This is a genomic window from Bradyrhizobium sp. 195 (assembly GCF_023101665.1).
GTDB lineage: Bacteria > Pseudomonadota > Alphaproteobacteria > Rhizobiales > Xanthobacteraceae > Bradyrhizobium.
The window spans coordinates 7457788-7476189 of sequence record NZ_CP082161.1; the positions used below are offsets into that span (position 1 = coordinate 7457788).

The 18402-nt window shown below is 65.1% G+C and carries 17 protein-coding genes; 11 read left to right on the forward strand and 6 right to left on the reverse strand.

All coding sequences use genetic code 11. The annotated features are described in order from the left end of the window. Nucleotides 1-58: 58 nt before the first annotated feature. Nucleotides 59-631: a cob(I)yrinic acid a,c-diamide adenosyltransferase gene (locus tag IVB26_RS34750; RefSeq protein WP_247969445.1), complete on the reverse strand. Its 573-nt coding sequence runs from the start codon at nt 629-631 to the stop codon at nt 59-61. 86 nt (nt 632-717) lie between these two features. After that, the gene (locus tag IVB26_RS34755) at nt 718-912 is read right to left on the reverse strand and encodes a twin transmembrane helix small protein (RefSeq protein ID WP_008543342.1); all 195 of its coding nucleotides are present in this window, start codon (nt 910-912) and stop codon (nt 718-720) included. 296 nt (nt 913-1208) lie between these two features. Here IVB26_RS34755 and IVB26_RS34760 point away from each other — a divergent pair, with 296 nt between their 5' ends. Then, nucleotides 1209-2102 (forward strand): YihY/virulence factor BrkB family protein, encoded by an 894-nt coding sequence (locus tag IVB26_RS34760; RefSeq protein ID WP_247969446.1) that lies wholly within the window; start codon nt 1209-1211, stop codon nt 2100-2102. Here IVB26_RS34760 and IVB26_RS34765 read toward each other — a convergent pair. Together IVB26_RS34765 and gluQRS are read right to left on the reverse strand one after the other, a co-directional pair. Further along, nucleotides 2026-3291 (reverse strand): ATP-binding protein, encoded by a 1266-nt coding sequence (locus tag IVB26_RS34765; protein WP_247969447.1) that lies wholly within the window; start codon nt 3289-3291, stop codon nt 2026-2028. The genes IVB26_RS34760 and IVB26_RS34765 overlap by 77 nt on opposite strands. Nucleotides 3292-3395: 104 nt before the next feature. Further along, nucleotides 3396-4265 (reverse strand): tRNA glutamyl-Q(34) synthetase GluQRS, encoded by an 870-nt coding sequence (gene gluQRS, locus IVB26_RS34770; protein ID WP_247973347.1) that lies wholly within the window; start codon nt 4263-4265, stop codon nt 3396-3398. Between the two features lie 115 nt (nt 4266-4380). Between gluQRS and IVB26_RS34775 the strand changes: the two genes are divergently transcribed. Continuing rightward, on the forward strand, nt 4381-5034 hold the full coding sequence (locus tag IVB26_RS34775; RefSeq protein ID WP_247969448.1) for a DNA-3-methyladenine glycosylase family protein: 654 nt from the start codon (nt 4381-4383) through the stop codon (nt 5032-5034). Here IVB26_RS34775 and IVB26_RS34780 read toward each other — a convergent pair. After that, on the reverse strand, nt 5031-5918 hold the full coding sequence (locus tag IVB26_RS34780) for a LysR family transcriptional regulator (protein ID WP_247969449.1): 888 nt from the start codon (nt 5916-5918) through the stop codon (nt 5031-5033). The genes IVB26_RS34775 and IVB26_RS34780 overlap by 4 nt on opposite strands. A 181-nt stretch (nt 5919-6099) precedes the next feature. Between IVB26_RS34780 and IVB26_RS34785 the strand changes: the two genes are divergently transcribed. From IVB26_RS34785 to IVB26_RS34815, 7 genes are all read left to right on the forward strand, one after another. Beyond that, nucleotides 6100-7074 carry an NAD(P)H-dependent flavin oxidoreductase gene (locus IVB26_RS34785; protein ID WP_247969450.1) on the forward strand — a complete coding sequence of 325 codons (975 nt, stop codon included), beginning with the start codon at nt 6100-6102 and terminating at the stop codon, nt 7072-7074. Nucleotides 7075-7127: 53 nt separating this feature from the next. Then, complete coding sequence (locus tag IVB26_RS34790; RefSeq protein WP_247969451.1) at nt 7128-8312, forward strand: ABC transporter substrate-binding protein; 1185 nt, start codon at nt 7128-7130, stop codon at nt 8310-8312. Nucleotides 8313-8335: 23 nt separating this feature from the next. Next, nucleotides 8336-9856, forward strand: a complete 1521-nt coding sequence (locus IVB26_RS34795; protein WP_247969452.1) for an acyl-CoA synthetase — start codon at nt 8336-8338, stop codon at nt 9854-9856. Nucleotides 9857-9961: 105 nt separating this feature from the next. Beyond that, on the forward strand, nt 9962-11047 hold the full coding sequence (locus tag IVB26_RS34800) for a DUF2855 family protein (RefSeq protein WP_247969453.1): 1086 nt from the start codon (nt 9962-9964) through the stop codon (nt 11045-11047). A gap of 135 nt (nt 11048-11182) precedes the next feature. Next, a complete protein-coding gene (locus tag IVB26_RS34805) occupies nt 11183-12958 on the forward strand; it encodes a flavin-containing monooxygenase (protein ID WP_247969454.1) in 1776 nt (591 codons plus the stop codon). 129 nt (nt 12959-13087) lie between these two features. Further along, entirely contained in the window at nt 13088-14065 is a 978-nt protein-coding gene (locus IVB26_RS34810) for a peptidyl-alpha-hydroxyglycine alpha-amidating lyase family protein (RefSeq protein WP_247969455.1), read from the forward strand. A 214-nt stretch (nt 14066-14279) separates the two neighbouring features. Further along, nucleotides 14280-14837: an HNH endonuclease gene (locus tag IVB26_RS34815; RefSeq protein WP_061880676.1), complete on the forward strand. Its 558-nt coding sequence runs from the start codon at nt 14280-14282 to the stop codon at nt 14835-14837. Here IVB26_RS34815 and IVB26_RS34820 read toward each other — a convergent pair. Beyond that, nucleotides 14804-15835: a glycoside hydrolase family 16 protein gene (locus tag IVB26_RS34820; RefSeq protein ID WP_247973348.1), complete on the reverse strand. Its 1032-nt coding sequence runs from the start codon at nt 15833-15835 to the stop codon at nt 14804-14806. The genes IVB26_RS34815 and IVB26_RS34820 overlap by 34 nt on opposite strands. Nucleotides 15836-16081: 246 nt before the next feature. Here IVB26_RS34820 and IVB26_RS34825 point away from each other — a divergent pair, with 246 nt between their 5' ends. Beyond that, complete coding sequence (locus IVB26_RS34825; protein WP_246925967.1) at nt 16082-16303, forward strand: dodecin; 222 nt, start codon at nt 16082-16084, stop codon at nt 16301-16303. A gap of 180 nt (nt 16304-16483) precedes the next feature. Continuing rightward, nucleotides 16484-18388, forward strand: a complete 1905-nt coding sequence (locus tag IVB26_RS34830; protein ID WP_247969456.1) for a sensor domain-containing diguanylate cyclase — start codon at nt 16484-16486, stop codon at nt 18386-18388. The last annotated feature ends 14 nt before the right edge of the window (nt 18389-18402 follow it).

The following is an 18402-nucleotide window of genomic DNA, read 5'->3' on the forward strand; positions in this document are numbered from 1 at the left end:
CCGGTCAACGCGCGAACGAGCCAAATTTTAGCCTTCTGAAATGCGGCGGCTCGATGGGTCAGCGGTTCTGGCCCGGAACCCACAGCACGTCGCCGGCACCGTTACCGTTGGTGGCTCGGCTGGCCACGAACAGGAAGTCCGACAGGCGGTTCATATATTGGATGCCAGCTGCGCTGACCGGCTCGCCGGGCCGGGCCGCCAGTTCCACGATCACGCGTTCCGCCCTGCGGCATATCGTGCGCGCCACATGCAGATGGGCAGCGGCCGGCGTGCCGCCCGGCAGCACGAAGGAGGTGAGCGGCGCGAGCTTGTCGTTGAGCGCGTCGATGTCGCGCTCGAGCCGCTCGACCTGGCTCGCCACCACGCGCAGCCGCTCCGCTTTGCCTTCACGTTCGGGGACCGCGAGATCGGCGCCAAGATCGAACAGATCGTTCTGGATGCGGCCGAGCATCGCGTCGAACTCGGGCATGTCGCCGGTATGGAGCCTGACGACGCCGATGGCGGCGTTGGTCTCGTCGACGGTGCCATAGGCTTCGATGCGCAGATCGTATTTCGGACGCCGCTCGCCGGTTCCGAGCGCCGTCGTGCCCTCGTCACCGGTCTTCGTGTAGATGCGGTTCAACGTGACCATGGAGACCTCTTAATCTTGGGCATGATCCTGTCGAAAAACCGCTTCACACTTTGCGCTAACGCGGCCCTTCGGGTCCGGATCATGGCCTATCGTCCCATCGCCCAGACCGCAGCCATCGCGATGACGATCGCCACGAACTGAAGCAGCACGCGCCAGCGCATCAGCTTCTGCGAGGTGTTGGGCGAGCCGCCGCGCATCATGTTGATGAGACCGAGCAGCAGCACCAACGCCACGGCGCCGACCGCGATCGGCAGGATGAAAGTACTCAGGATAGATGCCATTGGCGGTAGATAACACCGTGCGCGCCGGTCCGCCATGGTGCCGCGGCAGCCTCCGCGGTCATTCCGGGGCGATGCGCAGCATCGAGCCCGGAATCCATCGGGCGTCCTGCCTTGCGGCAAAATGGATTCCGGGCTCGCGCTCCGCGCGCCCCGGAATGACATTGGGGCGCTTCGCGAACTGGCTTTTGGACCAATAATATCAGATGGTAGCGCGATGATTTTCGATTTGCGCCCGTTGCCTGTTCTCCTGGCCTCTCCCTACGTGCGGGGGGAGAGAGCAGCGGTGTAGGTGCCACGTGAAAGCCATCCGCTACATTTACTGCGTGCTGGAGGACGCGTTCTACACGTTCCTCGCCGATGACGGCTGGGCGATCGCTAGCCACATCGCGCTGTCGACGCTGATGGCGCTATTCCCGTTCCTGATCGTGCTGACCTCGCTCGCCGGCTTCTTCGGCTCGAAGGAACTCGCCGACCAGGCCGCCAGCCTGATGTTGCAGATCTGGCCCAAGCAGGTCGCCGATTCGATCTCGGGCGAGGTCCACGACGTGCTGACCACGACCCGCACCGGCATTCTGACCATCGGCGCGGCACTGTCGGTCTATTTCGCTTCCAACGGCGTCGAGGCGCTCCGGGTCGCGCTCAACCGCGCCTATGCGGTGGTGGAGATGCGGCGCTGGTACTGGCTGCGGCTGGAATCGATTGCCTACACGTTGATTGCAGCTTTCACCGCGCTCGCCATGGCGTTCCTGATCGTGCTCGGTCCGCTTCTGATCGAAGCGGCGCGGCGCCATATCCCGCTATTCGTCGAGTCGAACGAAAGCATCCTCACCTGGCTGCGCTACGGCATCACCATCAGTGCGCTGGTGGTGGCGCTGATCATTCTGCATGCCTGGCTACCGGCAGGACGGCGCGGCTTTCTCCAGATCCTGCCTGGCATCGTCTTCACCATCGTGGCCTCGCTGATCTCCAGCGTCGTGTTCGGACAATATCTGGCCCGCTTCGCCAACAATTACGTGACGATGTATGCGGGGCTCGCCTCGGTGATCATCGCGCTGGTGTTTCTGTACTTCATCGCCGCGATCTTCGTTTACGGCGGCGAGCTCAACGCCGCGATCATAAAGTCGCGACTTCCTCACGGCGTGTCGCTTCAAGCAGCGCAGTCGCTAGCGCCCGCGGAGACACAGGCTTGACCAGGAAGGCATCGGCGCCCGCCTCGCGCGAAGCCGCCTCGTCCTCGCCGCGACCGGAAACTCCGATGATCGGGATCTGAGCCAACTGCGTCGGCATGGTGCGGATCCGCCGGATGGCTTCGACGCCGTCGATGCCGGGCAGAACCATGTCCATCAGCACCGCATCGAATGCGCCCTGCTCCAGTCGGTTCACGGCGTCCTCGCCGCGCCCGATGAACTCGGCATGATGGCCGAGCTCGGTCAGAATGGTGTTGAGCACGACGCGACCGAACGGATTGTCCTCGACGCTGAGGACGCGCAGCGCCGCAACCGCATCTGGTTCGGCTTCGCCCTTCCTCCCGCGAGATTTGTCCGATCCCGCCGCATCGAGCGACACCGTCAGCGTAAAGGTGGCGCCGCCGCCCCGCCGGGGAGCAACGATGATGTCGCCGCCCATCGCACGCGCCAATTGCTTGACCGAGGATAGGCCGAGGCCAGCGCCACCGAAGCGCGAGGCGATGGTGACATTGGCCTGGGTGAACGGGCGGAACAGCCGCTTGATCTCGGCCATGGTCAAGCCGATGCCGCTGTCGGACACCGCGAAGGCGACGCCGACCCTGCCTTTGGCTTTGCCCTTGACGGGACGCCACGGCTCGACAGCGAGGGCCACGCCGCCCTGGTCGGTGAATTTCACGGCATTGTCGATCAGGTTCTCGAGCGCGGCGCGCAGGCGGACGGGATCGCCGACCACCAGCCCCGGCAGCTTTTCGGAGATTTCCACCTCGGCCCTCAGCCCCTTGGCCGCGGCCCGGCCGGCCAGCGAATCGCCGGCATTGCGGGCAAGCGTTCGCAGGTCGAACAGGTCCTGTCGCAGCGTGCCTCCGCCCTTCCCGGCCCCCTTGCCGGTTCTGGCGGCATCCACGAACAGCGTGGCAAGGCTCGCCAGATGCTCGGCACCGGCCTTGATGGTGTCGGCCCAGCGCCGTTCCCGTTCGCCGAGATCGGAGGTCGCGAGCAGGTCGCTGATCGCCAGAATGCCGGTCAGGGGGGTGCGAACTTCATGGGCAAAGGCGGCGAGCGCCGCCTGGACCACATCAGGCGCGACCACATTGGTGCTGCGCTTGCGCGACGAGGCCACCAGCCCGGACCGCTTCCGAGGCGGTCGCTTGGACGTCCGCGTGGTGCGCGCTGCGCGCTTTTTCGCCGCCATGAATCCCCTTCGAAGTGTCCCCTTCGAACCCCAGGCTGTCGGCCAAGCATGACACGGCGGAACCCCCGGAGTCACGGCGGCGTTTAGCTAACCCCCAGAGAAACTTAACCTAATCCCACCAGCTGACGGATGCCGGCAGGCGTGACGCCGGCCGCGCGCAAGGCGCGCAGACCGGTCGAGCGGTTCGATTTCGACAGCTTCCGCCCAGTCTCGTCGCAAATCAGCCGGTGATGGCGGTAGGCGGGTTCGGGCAGGCCGAGCAGGACCTGGAGCAGGCGGTGCACCGAGGTGGCGTGAAACAGGTCCTGGCCCCGCACGATCTCGCTGACGCCCTGAAGTGCGTCATCCACGACGACGGACAGATGGTAGCTGGTCGGCGTCTCCTTCCGGGCCAGGATCACGTCGCCCCACGCTTCGGGGCGCGCCGGGACAATGCCGCCCTCGCCGTCGGGGCGCGCGCCGCGTTCGCGCCACGTCAGCCCGGCGGCGCGCTGACAGGCGGCCGCCATGTCGAGCCGCAGCGCGTAGGGCGCGCCTGACGTGATCAGCCGCGACCGCTCACCGGCAGGCAGCGATTTTGAATCGCCGGGATAAAGCGGCGCGCCGTCGGGATCGCGCGGCCAGGGGCCGTCCGCCTCACGCGCGGAAACGAGCTGTGCGATCTCGGCGCGGCTCTCGAAGGCGGGATAGACAAGGCCAAGCGCGGACAGTCTGTCCAGCGCGGCGCGATAGTCGGCGAGATGCTCCGACTGCCGACGCACCGGCGTCTCCCAATTGATCCCGAGCCAGGCGAGATCCTCCTCAATCGCCGTCTCGAATTCCGGCCGGCAGCGCGTCGTGTCGATGTCCTCGATCCGCAGCAACAGCCGCCCGCCGGTCTCGCGCGCGCGATCGAAGTTGAGCAGCGCGGAATAGGCGTGACCGAGATGGAGGTGGCCGTTCGGGCTCGGGGCAAATCGGAAAACGGGTGGCATCGGTTTCATGGACCTCGTCATTGCCGGGCTTGACCCGGCAATCCATCTTCCACGATTCTGTTACGATAGGAGATGGATGCGCGGGTCAAGCCCGCGCATGACAAGTTGAGTGACCATGACGATCCACCTCGAAACCCAGTCCGATCTCGAAGAAGCCGTCCATGCGCTGATCAAGCGCGATCCGCGCCTGAAACCCGTGCTTGCGGCGGCCGGCATGCCGGCGCTGCGACGGCGCGAGCCGGGCTTTGCGGGCCTTGCCCACATCGTGTGCGGGCAGCAGCTCTCGACCGCCAGCGCCGCGGCGATCTGGGGGCGGCTGTCGGCGGCGTTCGAGCCGTTCGATCATGAGGCGGTGGGCCGCGCCCGTGCCGACCGGCTGGGGCGGCTCGGGCTCTCGGCCGCCAAGATCAAGACGCTGAAGCATCTCGCGCGCGAGATCAGAGCGCAGCGGCTGAACCTCGACGTGCTCGCCGAGGAAGATGCCGACGCCGCGCATCACACGCTGATCGCGCTGCCCGGCATCGGCCCCTGGACCGCGGACGTCTATCTCCTGTTTTGCCTCGGCCATGGCGATGCCTGGCCGGCGGGCGACCTCGCCGTGCAGGAAGCCATCAAGATCGGCCTCGGCCTTCAGGCGCGGCCGACGGAGAAGCAGATGGCGCCGCTCGCCGAACCCTGGCGCCCCCTGCGCGGCGCGGCGGCGCATTTGTGGTGGAGCTATTATCGCGCGGTGAAGAAGCGCGAGGGCGTGCTCGCCGGGTCAAGCTAGCCACGCAGCCGCTCGCGATCGGCGCGGGCGCATTCGGCCACGAAGTCAATCACGGCTCGCACCGCAGGGAGCTCGACGAGGTCGGGATGGGCCAGCAGCCACAGGTCGGACACGCTGGCGAGCTTCTGCGGAGCGACGCGCACGAGGTCGGGATAGCTTTCCCCGACGAGGCACGACAGCGCGGAGATTCCGATCCCGGCGCGGACCGCCGCCAGCATGTCGCCCTGCGACGAGCAGCGCATCACGATCGTGCCCTGGCGCGTGATCGCGTCGCTCCATCGTGCAAGCTGCGCGTTGGAATCCTGGTCGGCAAAGCCGATCACGCTGTGCCCCTTCCACTCGCCGCTGCGCTCCGGCAGGGACCGGCCGGCGGCATAGTCGTGCGAGGCATAGAAGCCGGTGCCGAGACGGCCGATCTTGCGGCCGACCAGATTTTCCTCGCCGCAGTCGAACGGCCGCAGCACGACGTCGGCTTCCCGGCGCCGCACGCTGGCCGGAAACGGATGGGTGATGATCTCGAGCCGGATGTGATCATGCGTGCTCAGAAAGGCGTGAAGGCGGGGCATCAGCCAGTGTGAGGCCAGCGTCGCCCCGATCGACAGCTTGACCGTGCCGCGCGCCTTGCGCCCCCCGGCGCCGACGGCAGCCTCGGCGCGGAGCGCGGCAGCCGCCATCGCCTCGGCATGCTCACGCAGAGTACGGCCGTCGGCAGTGAGCACGAAGCCGTCGGCAGCGCGGGCCAGCAGCTTGGTGCCGAGCTGCGCCTCCAGCGCCGCGATCTTGCGGCTGACGGTCGGATGGCTGGCGTGCAGCCGCCGCGCCGCGGCGGTAAAGCTGCCGGTATCTGCCACCGCGACGAAGGTCTTGCAGAGGTCCCAATCCACCGGCAGCTCCGTTCAATACTGAATAAGCATATGTTCAATATTGAACCATACTCCACCCGCCGTCCAACCCTATAGTGAGATCAAACCGCGAGGCGGGAGCACCCCGCCAGCGCGACAATCGACATGGAAGCGCTCACCGTCATCCGGAAGGACCAGCGATGCGCGTCGTCAGGAGGATCGAATGGCACTGCCTGCCCTGCTCAAGAACAATCTGGAGCTGCCGGTCGTCGGCTCGCCGCTCTTCATCGTCTCCGGACCGGAGCTGGTGATCGCCCAGTGCAAGGCGGGCGTCGTCGGCTCCTTTCCCGCGCTCAACGCCCGTCCGGTCGAGAAGCTCGACGAATGGCTCAGCCGCATTGAAGACGAGCTCGGCGAATACAAATCCCGCAATCCCGGCAAGAAGGTCGCACCCTACGCCGTCAACCAGATCTGCCATGCCTCGAACGACCGGCTGATGAAGGACATGGAGACGTGCGTAAAGCACAAGGCGCCCATCATCATCACCTCGCTGCGGCCGCCGGCAGAGCTCGTCGAGGCCGCGCATTCCTATGGCGGGCTGGTGTTCCACGACGTCATCAACGTCAAGCATGCGCGAAAAGCCGCCGAGCAGGGCGTTGATGGCCTGATCCTGGTCTGCGCCGGTGCGGGCGGTCATGCCGGCACGCTGTCGCCATTCGCGCTGGTGCGCGAGGTCAAGCAATGGTTTGACGGCGCGATCCTGCTGTCGGGCGCGATCAGCGACGGTTTTGGCATCGCCTCGGCGCTGACGCTGGGCGCCGACCTCGCCTATATGGGCACGCGCTTCATCGCGACACAGGAAGCCAACGCCGACGAAGGCTATAAGTCCGCGCTGACGCAACACGCCGCGCACGACATCGTCTACACGAACCTGTTCACCGGCGTGCACGGCAACTATCTCGGCCCTTCCATCGCCGCCGCGGGCCTCGATCCGGCCAATCTGCCGATCGCCGACAAGACCAAGATGAACTTCGGCTCCGGGGGCAACATGAAATCCAAGGCGTGGCGCGACATCTGGGGATGCGGCCAGGGCATCGGCCAGATCACCGACGCGCCGCCCGTCTCCGACCTGGTCGACCGGTTGAAAGCTGAATTCGATCAGGCCCGCCAGGACTTCCTGATGCGCGCGAGCGCCTGACGACGCGGTCCAACGACAAGATTGGACCGACAAGAAAAAAACGGGAGAATACCATGAAGCTGGCAGCCGCATTGATCGGCATGTCGCTGCTGACGCTCGCCGTCGGCAGCGCCGATGCCGGAAGCAGCGATGAGATCCGCATCGGACAGACCCTGCCCTATAGCGGCCCCGTCTCCGGTTTCGGCGCGATCGGGCGGGCGCAGGAGGCCTTCTTCGAGAAGGTCAATGCCGAAGGCGGCATCAACGGCCGCAAGGTCAAGTTCATCACGCTGGACGATGCCTATTCGCCGCCGAAGACGGTCGAGCAGACCCGCAAGCTGGTGGAGCAGGACGAGGTGCTGATGATGTTCGGCTCGCTCGGCACAGCCACCAACAGCGCGGTGCATCGGTACCTCAACGGCAAGAAGGTGCCGCAGCTGTTCGTGCTCTCGGGCGCGACGAAATGGGCCGATCCGCAGAAATATCCGTGGACCATGCCCGGCATGGCCGCCTACGAGTCCGAAGGCGTGGTCTATGCCAAGCACGTGCTGCGCACCAAGCCCGGCGCCAAGATCGCCATCCTGTCCCAGAACGACGATTTCGGCCGCGACTATGTCGCCGGCTTCAAGCGCGCGCTCGGCGACAAGGCCGCCGGCATGATCATCGCTGAGCAGACCTACGAGACCAGCGCGCCGACGATCAGCTCGCAACTCTCGACCCTGAAGGCATCGGGCGCCGATGTTCTGTTCGGCGTCGTGCTCGGCAAGTTCACCTCGCAGATGATCAAGGGCGTGGCCGAGATCGGCTGGAAGCCTGACCTGCTGTTCGTGCCGACGTCAGCGTCGTCGATCTCGTTCCTCGAGCCCGCTGGCCTCGACAATGCGGTCGGCCTGATCTCGTCGAGCAACCAGAAGGACACGATGGACCCGCAATGGGCCAGCGATCCAGGCACGAAGGAATTTTTCGCCTTCATGAAGCAATACATGCCGAATGCGGACCTCTCCAATTCCAACTACGCGGCCGGCTACCATTACGCGACGCTGCTGATGGCGGTGCTGAAGGCGTGCAAGGATGATTTCAGCCGCGACAACATCATGCGGCAGGCCGCTTCTCTGAAAGAGGCGAAGTTGCCGCTGCTGCTGCCGGGCATGAGTGTGAGCACCGGCCCCGACGACTATCTGCCGTTCCAGCAGCTTCAGCTCCGCCGCTTCAACGGCAAGAGCTGGGTGGGATTCGGCGACGTGCTGGATGATCGCTGACGCGAACGGAACAAGGACAGATCATGATCATCAGCGGCGAACGCCTAATCGGCTATGACGCGATCCAGGCACGCATCAAACGCGCGGCGAGCGGGCTTCGCACCCTCGGCCTTGCCGAAGGCGCACCGGTTGCCATGATGCTGCGCAACGATTTCGCCCTGTTCGAGGTGGTCGCGGCCGCGGCCGCATTGGGCAGCCCGGTGGTGCCGATCAACTGGCATCTCAAGGCCGAGGAAGTCCGTTACATCCTGACCGACAGCGGCGCCAAGATCCTGGTCTGCCATGCCGATCTGCTGCCGCAGATCCGCGACGGCGTGCCGGTGGATATCCACCTCCTCGTCGTCGCGACGCCGCCCGAGCTCGCGGCGACCTTCGCAATTCCTCCTGATCTGACCGAGGTCCCGGCGGGGTTGATGGATTGGGACCGCTGGCGCGATGGGCATCCGGAAACCCAGGAGCCGCCGCGCCGAGCGGCGGCGATGATCTACACCTCGGGGACCACGGGCATGCCGAAGGGCGTGCGGCGCATGCCGATGCAGCCCGAGCAGGCGGCCGCTTCCGAACGCGTCGGCGCGATCGCCTACGGCATCAAGCCGCGCGAGGACCAGGTCGTGCTGATCAACGGACCGATGTATCATTCGGCGCCGCATTCCTACGGCATGATGGCATTCCGCAACGGCTGCACCATCATCCTGCAGCCGCGGTTCGACGCGGAGGAGCTGCTTGCGCTGATCGAGCGTCACGGCGTGACGCACATCCACATGGTTCCGACCATGTTCGTACGCCTGCTCCGACTGCCCGACGCAGTCCGGCAGCGCTACTATCTCTCGTCGCTGCGCTTCGTCGTGCACGGCGCCGCACCCTGTCCGCCCGACGTGAAGAGAGCGATGATCGACTGGTGGGGACCGGTGATCAACGAATATTTCGGCTCGACCGAGACCGGCATCCCGGTCTGGCACTCCGCGGAGGAGGCCCTGAAGAAGCCCGGCACGGTCGGCCGCGCCATCGACGGCGGCATCGTCAGGATTTTTCGCGAGGACGGCAGCCTCTGTGGTGCCAACGAGGTCGGCGAAATCTACATGCGCCAGACGGCGGTGCCCGATTTCGACTATCACGGCAAGGCGCAGGCGCGCGCCGAGGCGGGGCGCGACGGTCTCGTCAGCGTGGGCGACGTCGGCTATCTCGACGAGGACGGTTATCTGTTCCTGTGCGACCGCAAGCGCGACATGGTGATATCAGGCGGCGTCAACATCTACCCCGCCGAGATCGAGAACGTGCTGATCGCGATGCCCGGCGTGCGCGATTGCGCCGTGTTCGGCATCCCCGACGCCGAATATGGTGAGCGGCTGTGCGCCTGCATCGAGCCGGAGACAGGCGTCCTTCTGTCCGCGGCGTCCGTGCAGGGCTGGCTGCGCGAGCGGCTGGCCAACTTCAAGGTGCCGAAAGAGGTCCGGTTCATGGACGCCCTGCCGCGCGAGGCGACCGGAAAGATCTTCAAGCGCAAGCTGCGCGATCCCTACTGGGCGGACAAGAAACCGGACTGAACCTAGGAGTTAGCCCACAAACGGCGTTTAAAACTATGTTGCTGTTGCAAAGCATCCGCGGCTGAAAGACAAGATCCCGGCACGGAAAAAGCCGAGGGCTTCACCATGACATCGACCGACTTCGTCGTTGCGCGCAACGATCTCGAGCAATTCAAGCTGATCGAGACCGTCATCCCGGATGCAGCCGCGCTGCCGCAGGACGCACTGCTGGTGAAGGTCGAGCGCTTCGCGCTGACCGCCAACAACATCACCTATGCCGTGATGGGCGACGAGCTGAAATACTGGCAGATTTTTCCGGCACCGGAGGGCTTCGGCAACATCCCGGTGTGGGGATTTGGCGAGGTCATTGCCTCGAAACATCCAGGCGTCGCCGTGGGCGAGCGGTTGTTCGGCTATTTCCCGATGGCAACGCACCTCGTCATCGAGGCTGCGGACGTCAGCAAGCGCGCGCTTCGCGACGGTGCCGAGCATCGCAAGCAGGTCTCGCCGGTCTACAATCTCTATTCCCGCGTCACCGGCGATCCCGCCTTTGCCGGACACCAGGGCGACCTTCAGGCGCTGCTGCGGCCATTGTTCATGCTGTCGTTCCTGGTCGACGACTTCCTTGCCGAGAACGAGGATTTTGGCGCACGCGCTGTGCTGCTCTCCAGCGCCTCCAGCAAGACCGCGTTCGGGCTCGCTCATCTGCTGCATACGCGCGGCCGCAAGGTGATTGGCCTCACGTCCGCGGGCAATGCCGACTTCGTCGGCTCGCTGCCCTGTTACGACGAGGTCGTCACCTATGATCGCGTCCGCGCGCTGCCGACGGATGCGCCGGTCGCTTTCGTCGACATGGCCGGCAGCAGCGCGTTGCGGGCCGAGCTGCATCAGCATTTCCACGACCAGATGAAGTGCTCCGTGCGCGTCGGTTTGACGCATCGGGCGAGCGATGCCGACGAAGGCACCCTGCCCGGGGCAAAGCCGCGCTGGTTCTTCGCACCGGACCAGATCCGCAAGCGCGCCAAGGATTGGGGGCCCGGCGGCGTCGAGCAGCGTTTTGGCGCGGCTTGGTCGGGCTTCGCACCTCTTTTGGAGAGATGCCTCACCGTGATCGAGAGCCGTGGGCCGGCGGCGGTGCAGCGGATTTATCTCCAGACGCTGAAGGGGCGCATTCCGCCTGAGCAGGGGCATATGCTCTCGCTGCTGGGGTAACCGGCTTTTGGGTGCCAATGAAACCAGATAGCCTCGACCTCCATGATTGGAGCGTGATCTCTTCGGAAAACCGCCGCACACTTTTCCGGATCATGCTCGCGAGGAAACGCCGCGAAGACGGCCACGAGGTCGCGCATGCTGGACAGGACGAAGGATATTTCCGTCGCCGCGCAAGGCTGGCTCGACGCGTTCGAGCGCGGATTGGGCAGGCCCGATCCCTCCACGCTGGACCGCCTCTTCCTCGCCGACAGCTTCTGGCGCGACGTGCTGGCGCTGAGCTGGAACCTGCAAACGATCGCCGGCCGCCAAACGATTGCGCAAGCGCTGGCCACGCTCGCGCCCAAGGCGGCGCCCGCCGATTTCAAGATCGCGCCCAACCGCGCGCCGCCGCGCTGGGTGAGCCGCGCCGGCACCAACACCATCGAAGCGATCTTCAATTTCGAAACCGCAATCGGGCGCGGCAGCGGCATCATCCGGCTCATTCCGGATAGCGCTGATGGCAATCGTCTGAAGGCTTGGACGCTGCTGACCGCCCTCGACGAGCTCAAGGGTTTCGAAGAGCAGCTCGGTACGTCGCGCCCGCGCGGCCAGGCCTATTCCCGCGATTTCCGCGGACCGAACTGGCTCGATTTGCGCAACGCCTCGCGCGACTATGCGAAACGCGATCCGGCCGTGCTGGTGGTCGGCGGCGGCCAGGCCGGGCTCGCGATCGCAGCGCGGCTGAAGCAGTTGCAGGTCGACGCGCTGATCGTCGATCGCGAGATGCGGATCGGCGACAATTGGCGCAAGCGCTATCACGCACTGACCCTGCACAACCAGGTGCAAGTCAATCACCTGCCCTACATGCCGTTTCCGCCGAACTGGCCGACCTATATTCCCAAGGACAAGCTCGCCAATTGGTTCGAAGCTTATGTCGAGGCCATGGAGCTGAACTTCTGGACCGGCACCGAGTTCGAAGACGGCGCATATGACGAGGCCAAGGCACGCTGGACGGTCACACTGCGCCGCGCCGACGGCAGCAGGCGGACCATGCATCCGCGCCACGTGATCATGGCGACCGGCGTCAGCGGCATCGCCAACATCCCTGACATTCCGAGCCTCACCAATTTCCGGGGTACGCTGCTGCATTCCAGCGGCTACGAGGACGGCGAGAACTGGGCAGGCAAGCGGGCGATCGTCATCGGCACCGGCAACAGCGGTCACGACATCGCGCAGGATCTCTATTCCAGCGGCGCCGAGGTGACGCTGGTGCAGCGCGCAGCCACGCTGGTCACCAATATCGAGCCATCGGCGCAACTCGCTTATGCGACCTACAATGAAGGCACGCTCGAGGACAATGATCTGATCGCGGCCTCGATGCCGACGCCGCTGGCGCAGAAAACCCATGTGATGCTGACGGAGCAGTCCAAGGAGCTCGACAAGGAGCTGCTCGACGGCCTCACTCGCGTCGGCTTCAAGCTCGATTTCGGCGAGGCCGGGACGGGGTGGCAATTCAAATACCTCACGCGCGGCGGCGGCTATTATTTCAACGTCGGCTGCTCCAACCTGATCGTCGAGGGCAAGATCGGACTCAGGCAGTTTGCTGACATCGAGGGCTTCGTCGCGGAAGGCGCGCGGATGAAGGACGGCTCGACCGTTGCCGCCGATCTCATCGTGCTCTCGACCGGCTACAAGCCGCAGGACTATCTGGTGCGAAAGCTGTTCGGTGATGGCATCGCCGACCGCGTCGGCCCGATCTGGGGTTTTGGCGACGGCCTCGAGCTGCGCAACATGTATGCGCGCACCAGGCAGCCCGGGCTCTGGTTCATCGCCGGCAGCCTCGCGCAGTGCCGCATCAACTCGAAATATCTCGCGCTCCAGATCAAGGCGATCGAGGAAGGGATTTTGGGGCGTGAGGTGGGCACGGTCTGACCCCCGTCATTGCGAGCGCAGCGAAGCAATCCAGACTGTCGCCTCGAAAAAAATTCTGGATTGCTTCGCTGCGCTCGCAATGACGACGCGGATGCAGTCGAGCACGACAGCAACAGTGAGAGGACACCAATGCCAGCCATTCTCGGCACCGGCGAGCACCGCTACCGCGTCGTCGACAATTTCGCAAAACTGCCGGACGGCTGGCAGCTCACCGACGTCGCCTCGGTCGCGGTCGACAGCCGCGACCAGATCTACGTCTTCAATCGTGGCGCCCATCCGATGGTGGTGCTGGACCGCCAGGGCAATTTCCTGCGCAGCTTCGGCGAAGGGCTGTTCTCGCGCGCGCACGGCCTGCACATCGATGCCGACGACAATCTCTATTGCACCGATGACGGCGACCATACCGTGCGCAAATGCACCACCGACGGCAAGGTGCTGCTGACGATCGGCATCCCCGCAAAGCCGTCACCGTTCATGAGCGGCGAGCCGTTCCATCGCTGCACCCATACCGCGCTGTCGCCAAAGGGCGAGATCTACGTCTCCGACGGCTATGGCAATACACGCGTGCACAAGTTCACCCACGACGGCAAGCTGCTCAAGAGCTGGGGCGAGCCGGGCAGCGATCCCGGCCAGTTCAACATCGTGCACAACATCGCCACCGATGCCGACGGCTGGGTCTACGTCGCCGACCGCGAAAACCATCGCGTCCAGGTGTTCAACGGCGAGGGCAGATACGAAACGCAGTGGAACAATCTGCACCGGCCTTGCGCGCTGTGCTGCTGCGGCGGGGCCAAGAGCCCGACCTTCGTGATCGGCGAGCTCGGCCCGGGCATGGCCGTCAACCGCAAGGTGCCCAATCTCGGCCCGAGGCTGTCGATCGTTGACGCCAAGGGCAAGCGCATCGCGCGGCTCGGCGGCGAGGAGGGCCCGGGCGTTGCCAGCGGAAAATTCCTGGCGCCCCACGGCATCGCGCTGGATTCGAAAGGCGACATCTATGTCGGCGAGGTCGGCGTCACCGACTGGAAGACGAGCTTTCCCGACGAGGAGATGCCGGCCACGGTGCGCGCCACGCGCTGTTTGCAGAAGCTTGAGCGGGTACGGGGGTAGCTGCCGGACGAAGCACGACGCGCAGGGGCAAGCGGTTCCGGACCAGCCAAGTTGGCCCCTTGGAATCGCGGCATTTTGCGCGCTTTTGCCACCCCGCCGCCGCATTGCTTGCGCCTGAATAAGTCGCTCAACGGGCTTCACAATCCCGTCACGCTGCATGTAGTATGTCAGTACATGCTGCTTCGCAGCGTATATTGGAGGCCGGGAGCGTTACTTGAACGCACATGTCTCGCAAGGCAGTTGGCCGGTGTTGGTGCTGAATGCGGACTTCCGGCCGCTGAGTTACTACCCGCTGTCTCTTTGGTCGTGGCAGGACGCGATCAAGGCGGTGTTTCTCGACCGCGTCAACATCGTCGCTCACTACGATCAGGCGGTCCACAGTCCCACGCTGCAGATGCAGCTACCGAGCGTCGTCTCGCTCAAATCCTTCGTCAAGCCGACCACCCATCCGGCCTTCACCCGATTCAACGTCTTCCTGCGCGATCGTTTCGCCTGCCAATATTGCGGCTCGCCCGAAGACCTGACCTTCGATCACATCATCCCGCGCAGCAAAGGCGGCCAGACCACCTGGGAGAACGTGGTCGCGGCGTGCTCGCCCTGTAACTTACGCAAGGGAAATCTGACGCCCGCTCAGGCCAGGATGTTTCCACGCCAGAACGCGTTCGCGCCGACCGTACACCAGCTCCACCGCAACGGCCGCCTGTTCCCGCCGAACTATCTGCACGATAGCTGGCTCGACTATCTGTACTGGGATACGGAGCTGGATCCGTAGGGTTGCGCCTGCTCGATGTCGATCTGATAGGCGGAAATCCGATCGATCTCGAACGCGACGCTCGGCGGCGATTCCGCATCGACGGGACCAACCCCGAGAAAGAACTTCGACCCGATCGCAAGATTGACGATCATGTACATGGGATCGTCGAAGCCGATCGGCACCTTGATGTCGGAGACCGGCCTGCGGTCGATGAAATAGACCAGGCGATCCTCCTGCCACAGCACACCGTAATTGTGGAATACGCTGGAGGCGTCGCCGACCGCGAAATCGAAGCCACAGGACTGGATCTTCTGGGTCGAGGGGATCCGCCAATGCGTCGTCATCACCAGATCGCCCGGCCGCTCGCCGCGGCCCTCCAGCACGTCGACCTCCGGCGGCCAGCCACCGTCGTCCGCCAGCATCCAGAATGCCGGCCACACCGCATGGCCGACCGGCACCTTGGCGCGGATTTCGAAATACCCATGCTTCTGGGCGAACGTGCCCTGGGTCGTCAGGATGCCCGAGATGTATTCGTTATCGAACAGCAACGGTTTCAATTCCGGCGGCGTGCGGCTGGCGATGATCGACAGCACGCCGTCCTTCACCCTGAACGGATCGAGCCCGAGTGGCGCCGCCGCACGACCCGCATAACGCGGATCGACGTAGATCTGCTGCTCGCCATTGGCGCTGGTCTTGCGCTTGAAGTCGGAGCCGTCGCCGCCCCAATAGCGCGCCTCCGGCCAGGCCGCTCCGCCCGCATAATGCGGGACCCAGCGTCCGTTTGACAGCGGATGCTCGTCAAATTCCTCGCTGAAAGTCCGGCGCAGCGGCAGGAACACGAGCGAGGCGGGATTGACCGCCTCCAGCCTGCGGCACGCGATGGTGGAAGGATCGGTCGTGACCTGCAGCGACATGCTCGCCGGCGCGCCATCGAGCTCATCCTGCGCAGTACACGGCGCAGGCAGCACGCCGAGACCGATCGCAACCAGAGCGCCCCTCGTCCAACGGTCGATCATCACCGCACTCGAAGATGCCATGACATCCCCATAGGTTAGCTCAGCGATTTCCGCCCGGGCAACCGTGGCATCCAACGCCAGCGGGTGATTTGAGAACCATTTCTCCCGCCTCCCCCTCCGCCCCGGGACGGCGCGCTCCACCCCCCCCGATGCTTGCGGGCCGTCACGGGACGGAACCCGGAGGACCGGCGCTCGTTCAGATCAGAGCGCACGCGGCAAGGCGTGCCACAGTAAGGGAGGCTCATCATGCCCACAGCCGAACATGATCACGTCTACAAGATCCTGGAACTGGTCGGATCGTCCGAGACCTCGATCGAGGACGCGATCAAGAACGCGGTCAGCCGCGCCGGGAAGACCGTTCGCGAGATGAAATGGTTCGAGGTGGTGCAGACGCGCGGCCACATCGAGAACGGCACCGTCCGCCACTACCAGGTGACGCTGCGCGTCGGCTTCACGCTGGAGGGATGACGCGGCGCACGCCGGGCGGAACCGTCGCGCGCGGCGCGGCGTGAACCTCCGCCCGACGCGAGGCGATCGTAATATCCACAGCCGCCCCCGGTCCAGCACGGACCAGCGCAATCATCGCAAATATCGCAACAGGCCGTTAAGGTGAAAGTGGCAGGTTTGCTCCAATATGGAGCAAGCCTGATGGTCACCAGCCGCGAACTCGGCAAGACGCGTCTTCCGCTCTGGGCGGCAGGGTTTGTCGTGCTGATTTGCGTGGCGATCCTGGCCCTGAGTGCCTGGCGCGAATGGGAAGCGCGCGAGGCCGACCTCAGGAACGCCGAGGTCGATGTCGCCAATCTGGCCCAAGCCCTGGTCCAGCATGCGGACGACACGTTCGAGCTCGTCGATACGCTCCTGGTCGGGCTGGTCCATCGGCTCGAACTCGACGGAACCGGACCGGACACGATCGCAAAGCTCCAGGCCTATCTCCCCACGCGCAAATCATCGGACCGCATCCGCGGCATCTTCGTCTATGACGCGAGCGGCCGGTGGCTTGCCACGACCGAGCGCCTCGACTTCTCCAAGCTCAACAACAGCGACCGGGAATATTTCAAGCGCCATCGCGACTCGCCGGACCCGGGCACGCTGATCGGACCTCCGATCAAAAGCCGCGCCGGAGGCCAATGGATCATCACCGCGTCCCGCCGGATCAACGATTCCGACGGCGGCTTCGCCGGCGTCGCCCTGCTCACGATCGACGTCAGCTATTTCGTCAAGTTCTACGAGCGGTTCGACATCGGCCCGAACGGCTCGGCGTCGCTGCTCAACAACAGTGGCATCATGCTGGCGCGCAGCCGCGACGAGAGCGGCGCCTTCGCCGGACGCGACCTGTCCAATGCGCCGTTGTTCAAGGGGTGGGACAGCCGCCCCGCCGCGGCGGTCTACTATTTCAAGTCGCCGCTCGATGGCGTGCAGCGGCTGAGCTATTACCAGCGCAGCAGCCGCTATCCCCTGATGGTGCTGGCGAGCAAGTCGCAGGACGACGTGCTGGCCCCCTGGCGGAGCGCGGCAGCCGCGCGCATGACTTTCGTCGTCGGTCTCGTCCTGCTGATCGCCGTGATCGGCTACTATCTTGTCCGTCAGTTGCTGCAGCGGCAACGCACGGCACAGGCCCTCGTCGCCAAGGAAGCCAATTTCCGCCTGCTGGCCGAGCAATCCAGCGACATGGTGACCCGCATCGGGCTGGATAACCGGCTGCTGTACGTCTCTCCGTCCTGCGCGCGCATCACCGGCTGGTCGGCCGAAGAATTGCTGGGCACGTCGGCCCTGGCCGGCATTCACGCGGACGACATGGAAAGGGTCGAGCAGGCCATCGCCGCGCTGAGGAATGGCGAAGCCGAGGAGGCGCGGTTCGTCTATCGCCAGCGCCATCGCGACAAGGGTGATATCTGGGCCGAGGCGGCGCTGCACGTGACCCTGGCGTCGGACAGCGGCGCGATCGACGGCGTCGTCGCGGTCGTGCGCGACATCACCGAGCAGAAGGACCTTCAGGACAAGCTCGCCTCGCTGGCAACAACCGACGGTCTCACGGGCCTTGCCAACCGGCGCGCATTCGACGAGCGCCTTGCCGACGAATGGGCGCGGGCCCGGCGCGACGGCACGCAGCTCTCGCTGCTGCTGATCGATGTCGATCATTTCAAGAAGTTCAACGACCATTACGGGCATCTTGCGGGCGACGCCTGCCTGCGCGCGCTCGGCCGGATTCTATCGGCTCAGGCCAGGCGCCCGGCCGATCTCGCCGCGCGTTATGGCGGCGAGGAATTCGCCGTATTGCTGCCGAATACCGGCCCTGACGGCTGCGCCGAGGTCGGCGAAGGAATTCGCCAGGCACTACAGGAGCTCGCCATCCTGCATGGACAAAATCCGCCGACCCGGCTGGTGACTGCGAGCCTCGGCGGCGCATCGGCTGTTCCGTCCGAGACCACGATGGACTGCAGCACGCTGGTCGCCGCCGCCGACCGCGCGCTCTACGCCGCCAAGGACGGCGGCCGTGACCGGCTGGTGATGTCGGGACAGGTCATACCATGGCCCGCGAAGACGGCGTGAGGAGATCGGTGACG

Excerpts from the sequence above, each read along its gene's own strand:
- IVB26_RS34785 (WP_247969450.1), top strand. The coding sequence starts at position 6,100 with ATGGCACTGCCTGCCCTGCTCAAGAACAATCTGGAGCTGCCGGTCGTC.
- IVB26_RS34820 (WP_247973348.1), bottom strand. The coding sequence starts at position 15,835 with ATGATCGACCGTTGGACGAGGGGCGCTCTGGTTGCGATCGGTCTCGGC.
- IVB26_RS34800 (WP_247969453.1), top strand. The coding sequence starts at position 9,962 with ATGACATCGACCGACTTCGTCGTTGCGCGCAACGATCTCGAGCAATTC.
- IVB26_RS34830 (WP_247969456.1), top strand. The coding sequence starts at position 16,484 with ATGGTCACCAGCCGCGAACTCGGCAAGACGCGTCTTCCGCTCTGGGCG.
- IVB26_RS34825 (WP_246925967.1), top strand. The coding sequence starts at position 16,082 with ATGCCCACAGCCGAACATGATCACGTCTACAAGATCCTGGAACTGGTC.
- IVB26_RS34755 (WP_008543342.1), bottom strand. The coding sequence starts at position 912 with ATGGCATCTATCCTGAGTACTTTCATCCTGCCGATCGCGGTCGGCGCC.
- IVB26_RS34790 (WP_247969451.1), top strand. The coding sequence starts at position 7,128 with ATGAAGCTGGCAGCCGCATTGATCGGCATGTCGCTGCTGACGCTCGCC.
- IVB26_RS34805 (WP_247969454.1), top strand. The coding sequence starts at position 11,183 with ATGCTGGACAGGACGAAGGATATTTCCGTCGCCGCGCAAGGCTGGCTC.
- IVB26_RS34750 (WP_247969445.1), bottom strand. The coding sequence starts at position 631 with ATGGTCACGTTGAACCGCATCTACACGAAGACCGGTGACGAGGGCACG.
- IVB26_RS34775 (WP_247969448.1), top strand. The coding sequence starts at position 4,381 with ATGACGATCCACCTCGAAACCCAGTCCGATCTCGAAGAAGCCGTCCAT.
- IVB26_RS34795 (WP_247969452.1), top strand. The coding sequence starts at position 8,336 with ATGATCATCAGCGGCGAACGCCTAATCGGCTATGACGCGATCCAGGCA.
- gluQRS (WP_247973347.1), bottom strand. The coding sequence starts at position 4,265 with ATGCCACCCGTTTTCCGATTTGCCCCGAGCCCGAACGGCCACCTCCAT.
- IVB26_RS34765 (WP_247969447.1), bottom strand. The coding sequence starts at position 3,291 with ATGGCGGCGAAAAAGCGCGCAGCGCGCACCACGCGGACGTCCAAGCGA.
- IVB26_RS34810 (WP_247969455.1), top strand. The coding sequence starts at position 13,088 with ATGCCAGCCATTCTCGGCACCGGCGAGCACCGCTACCGCGTCGTCGAC.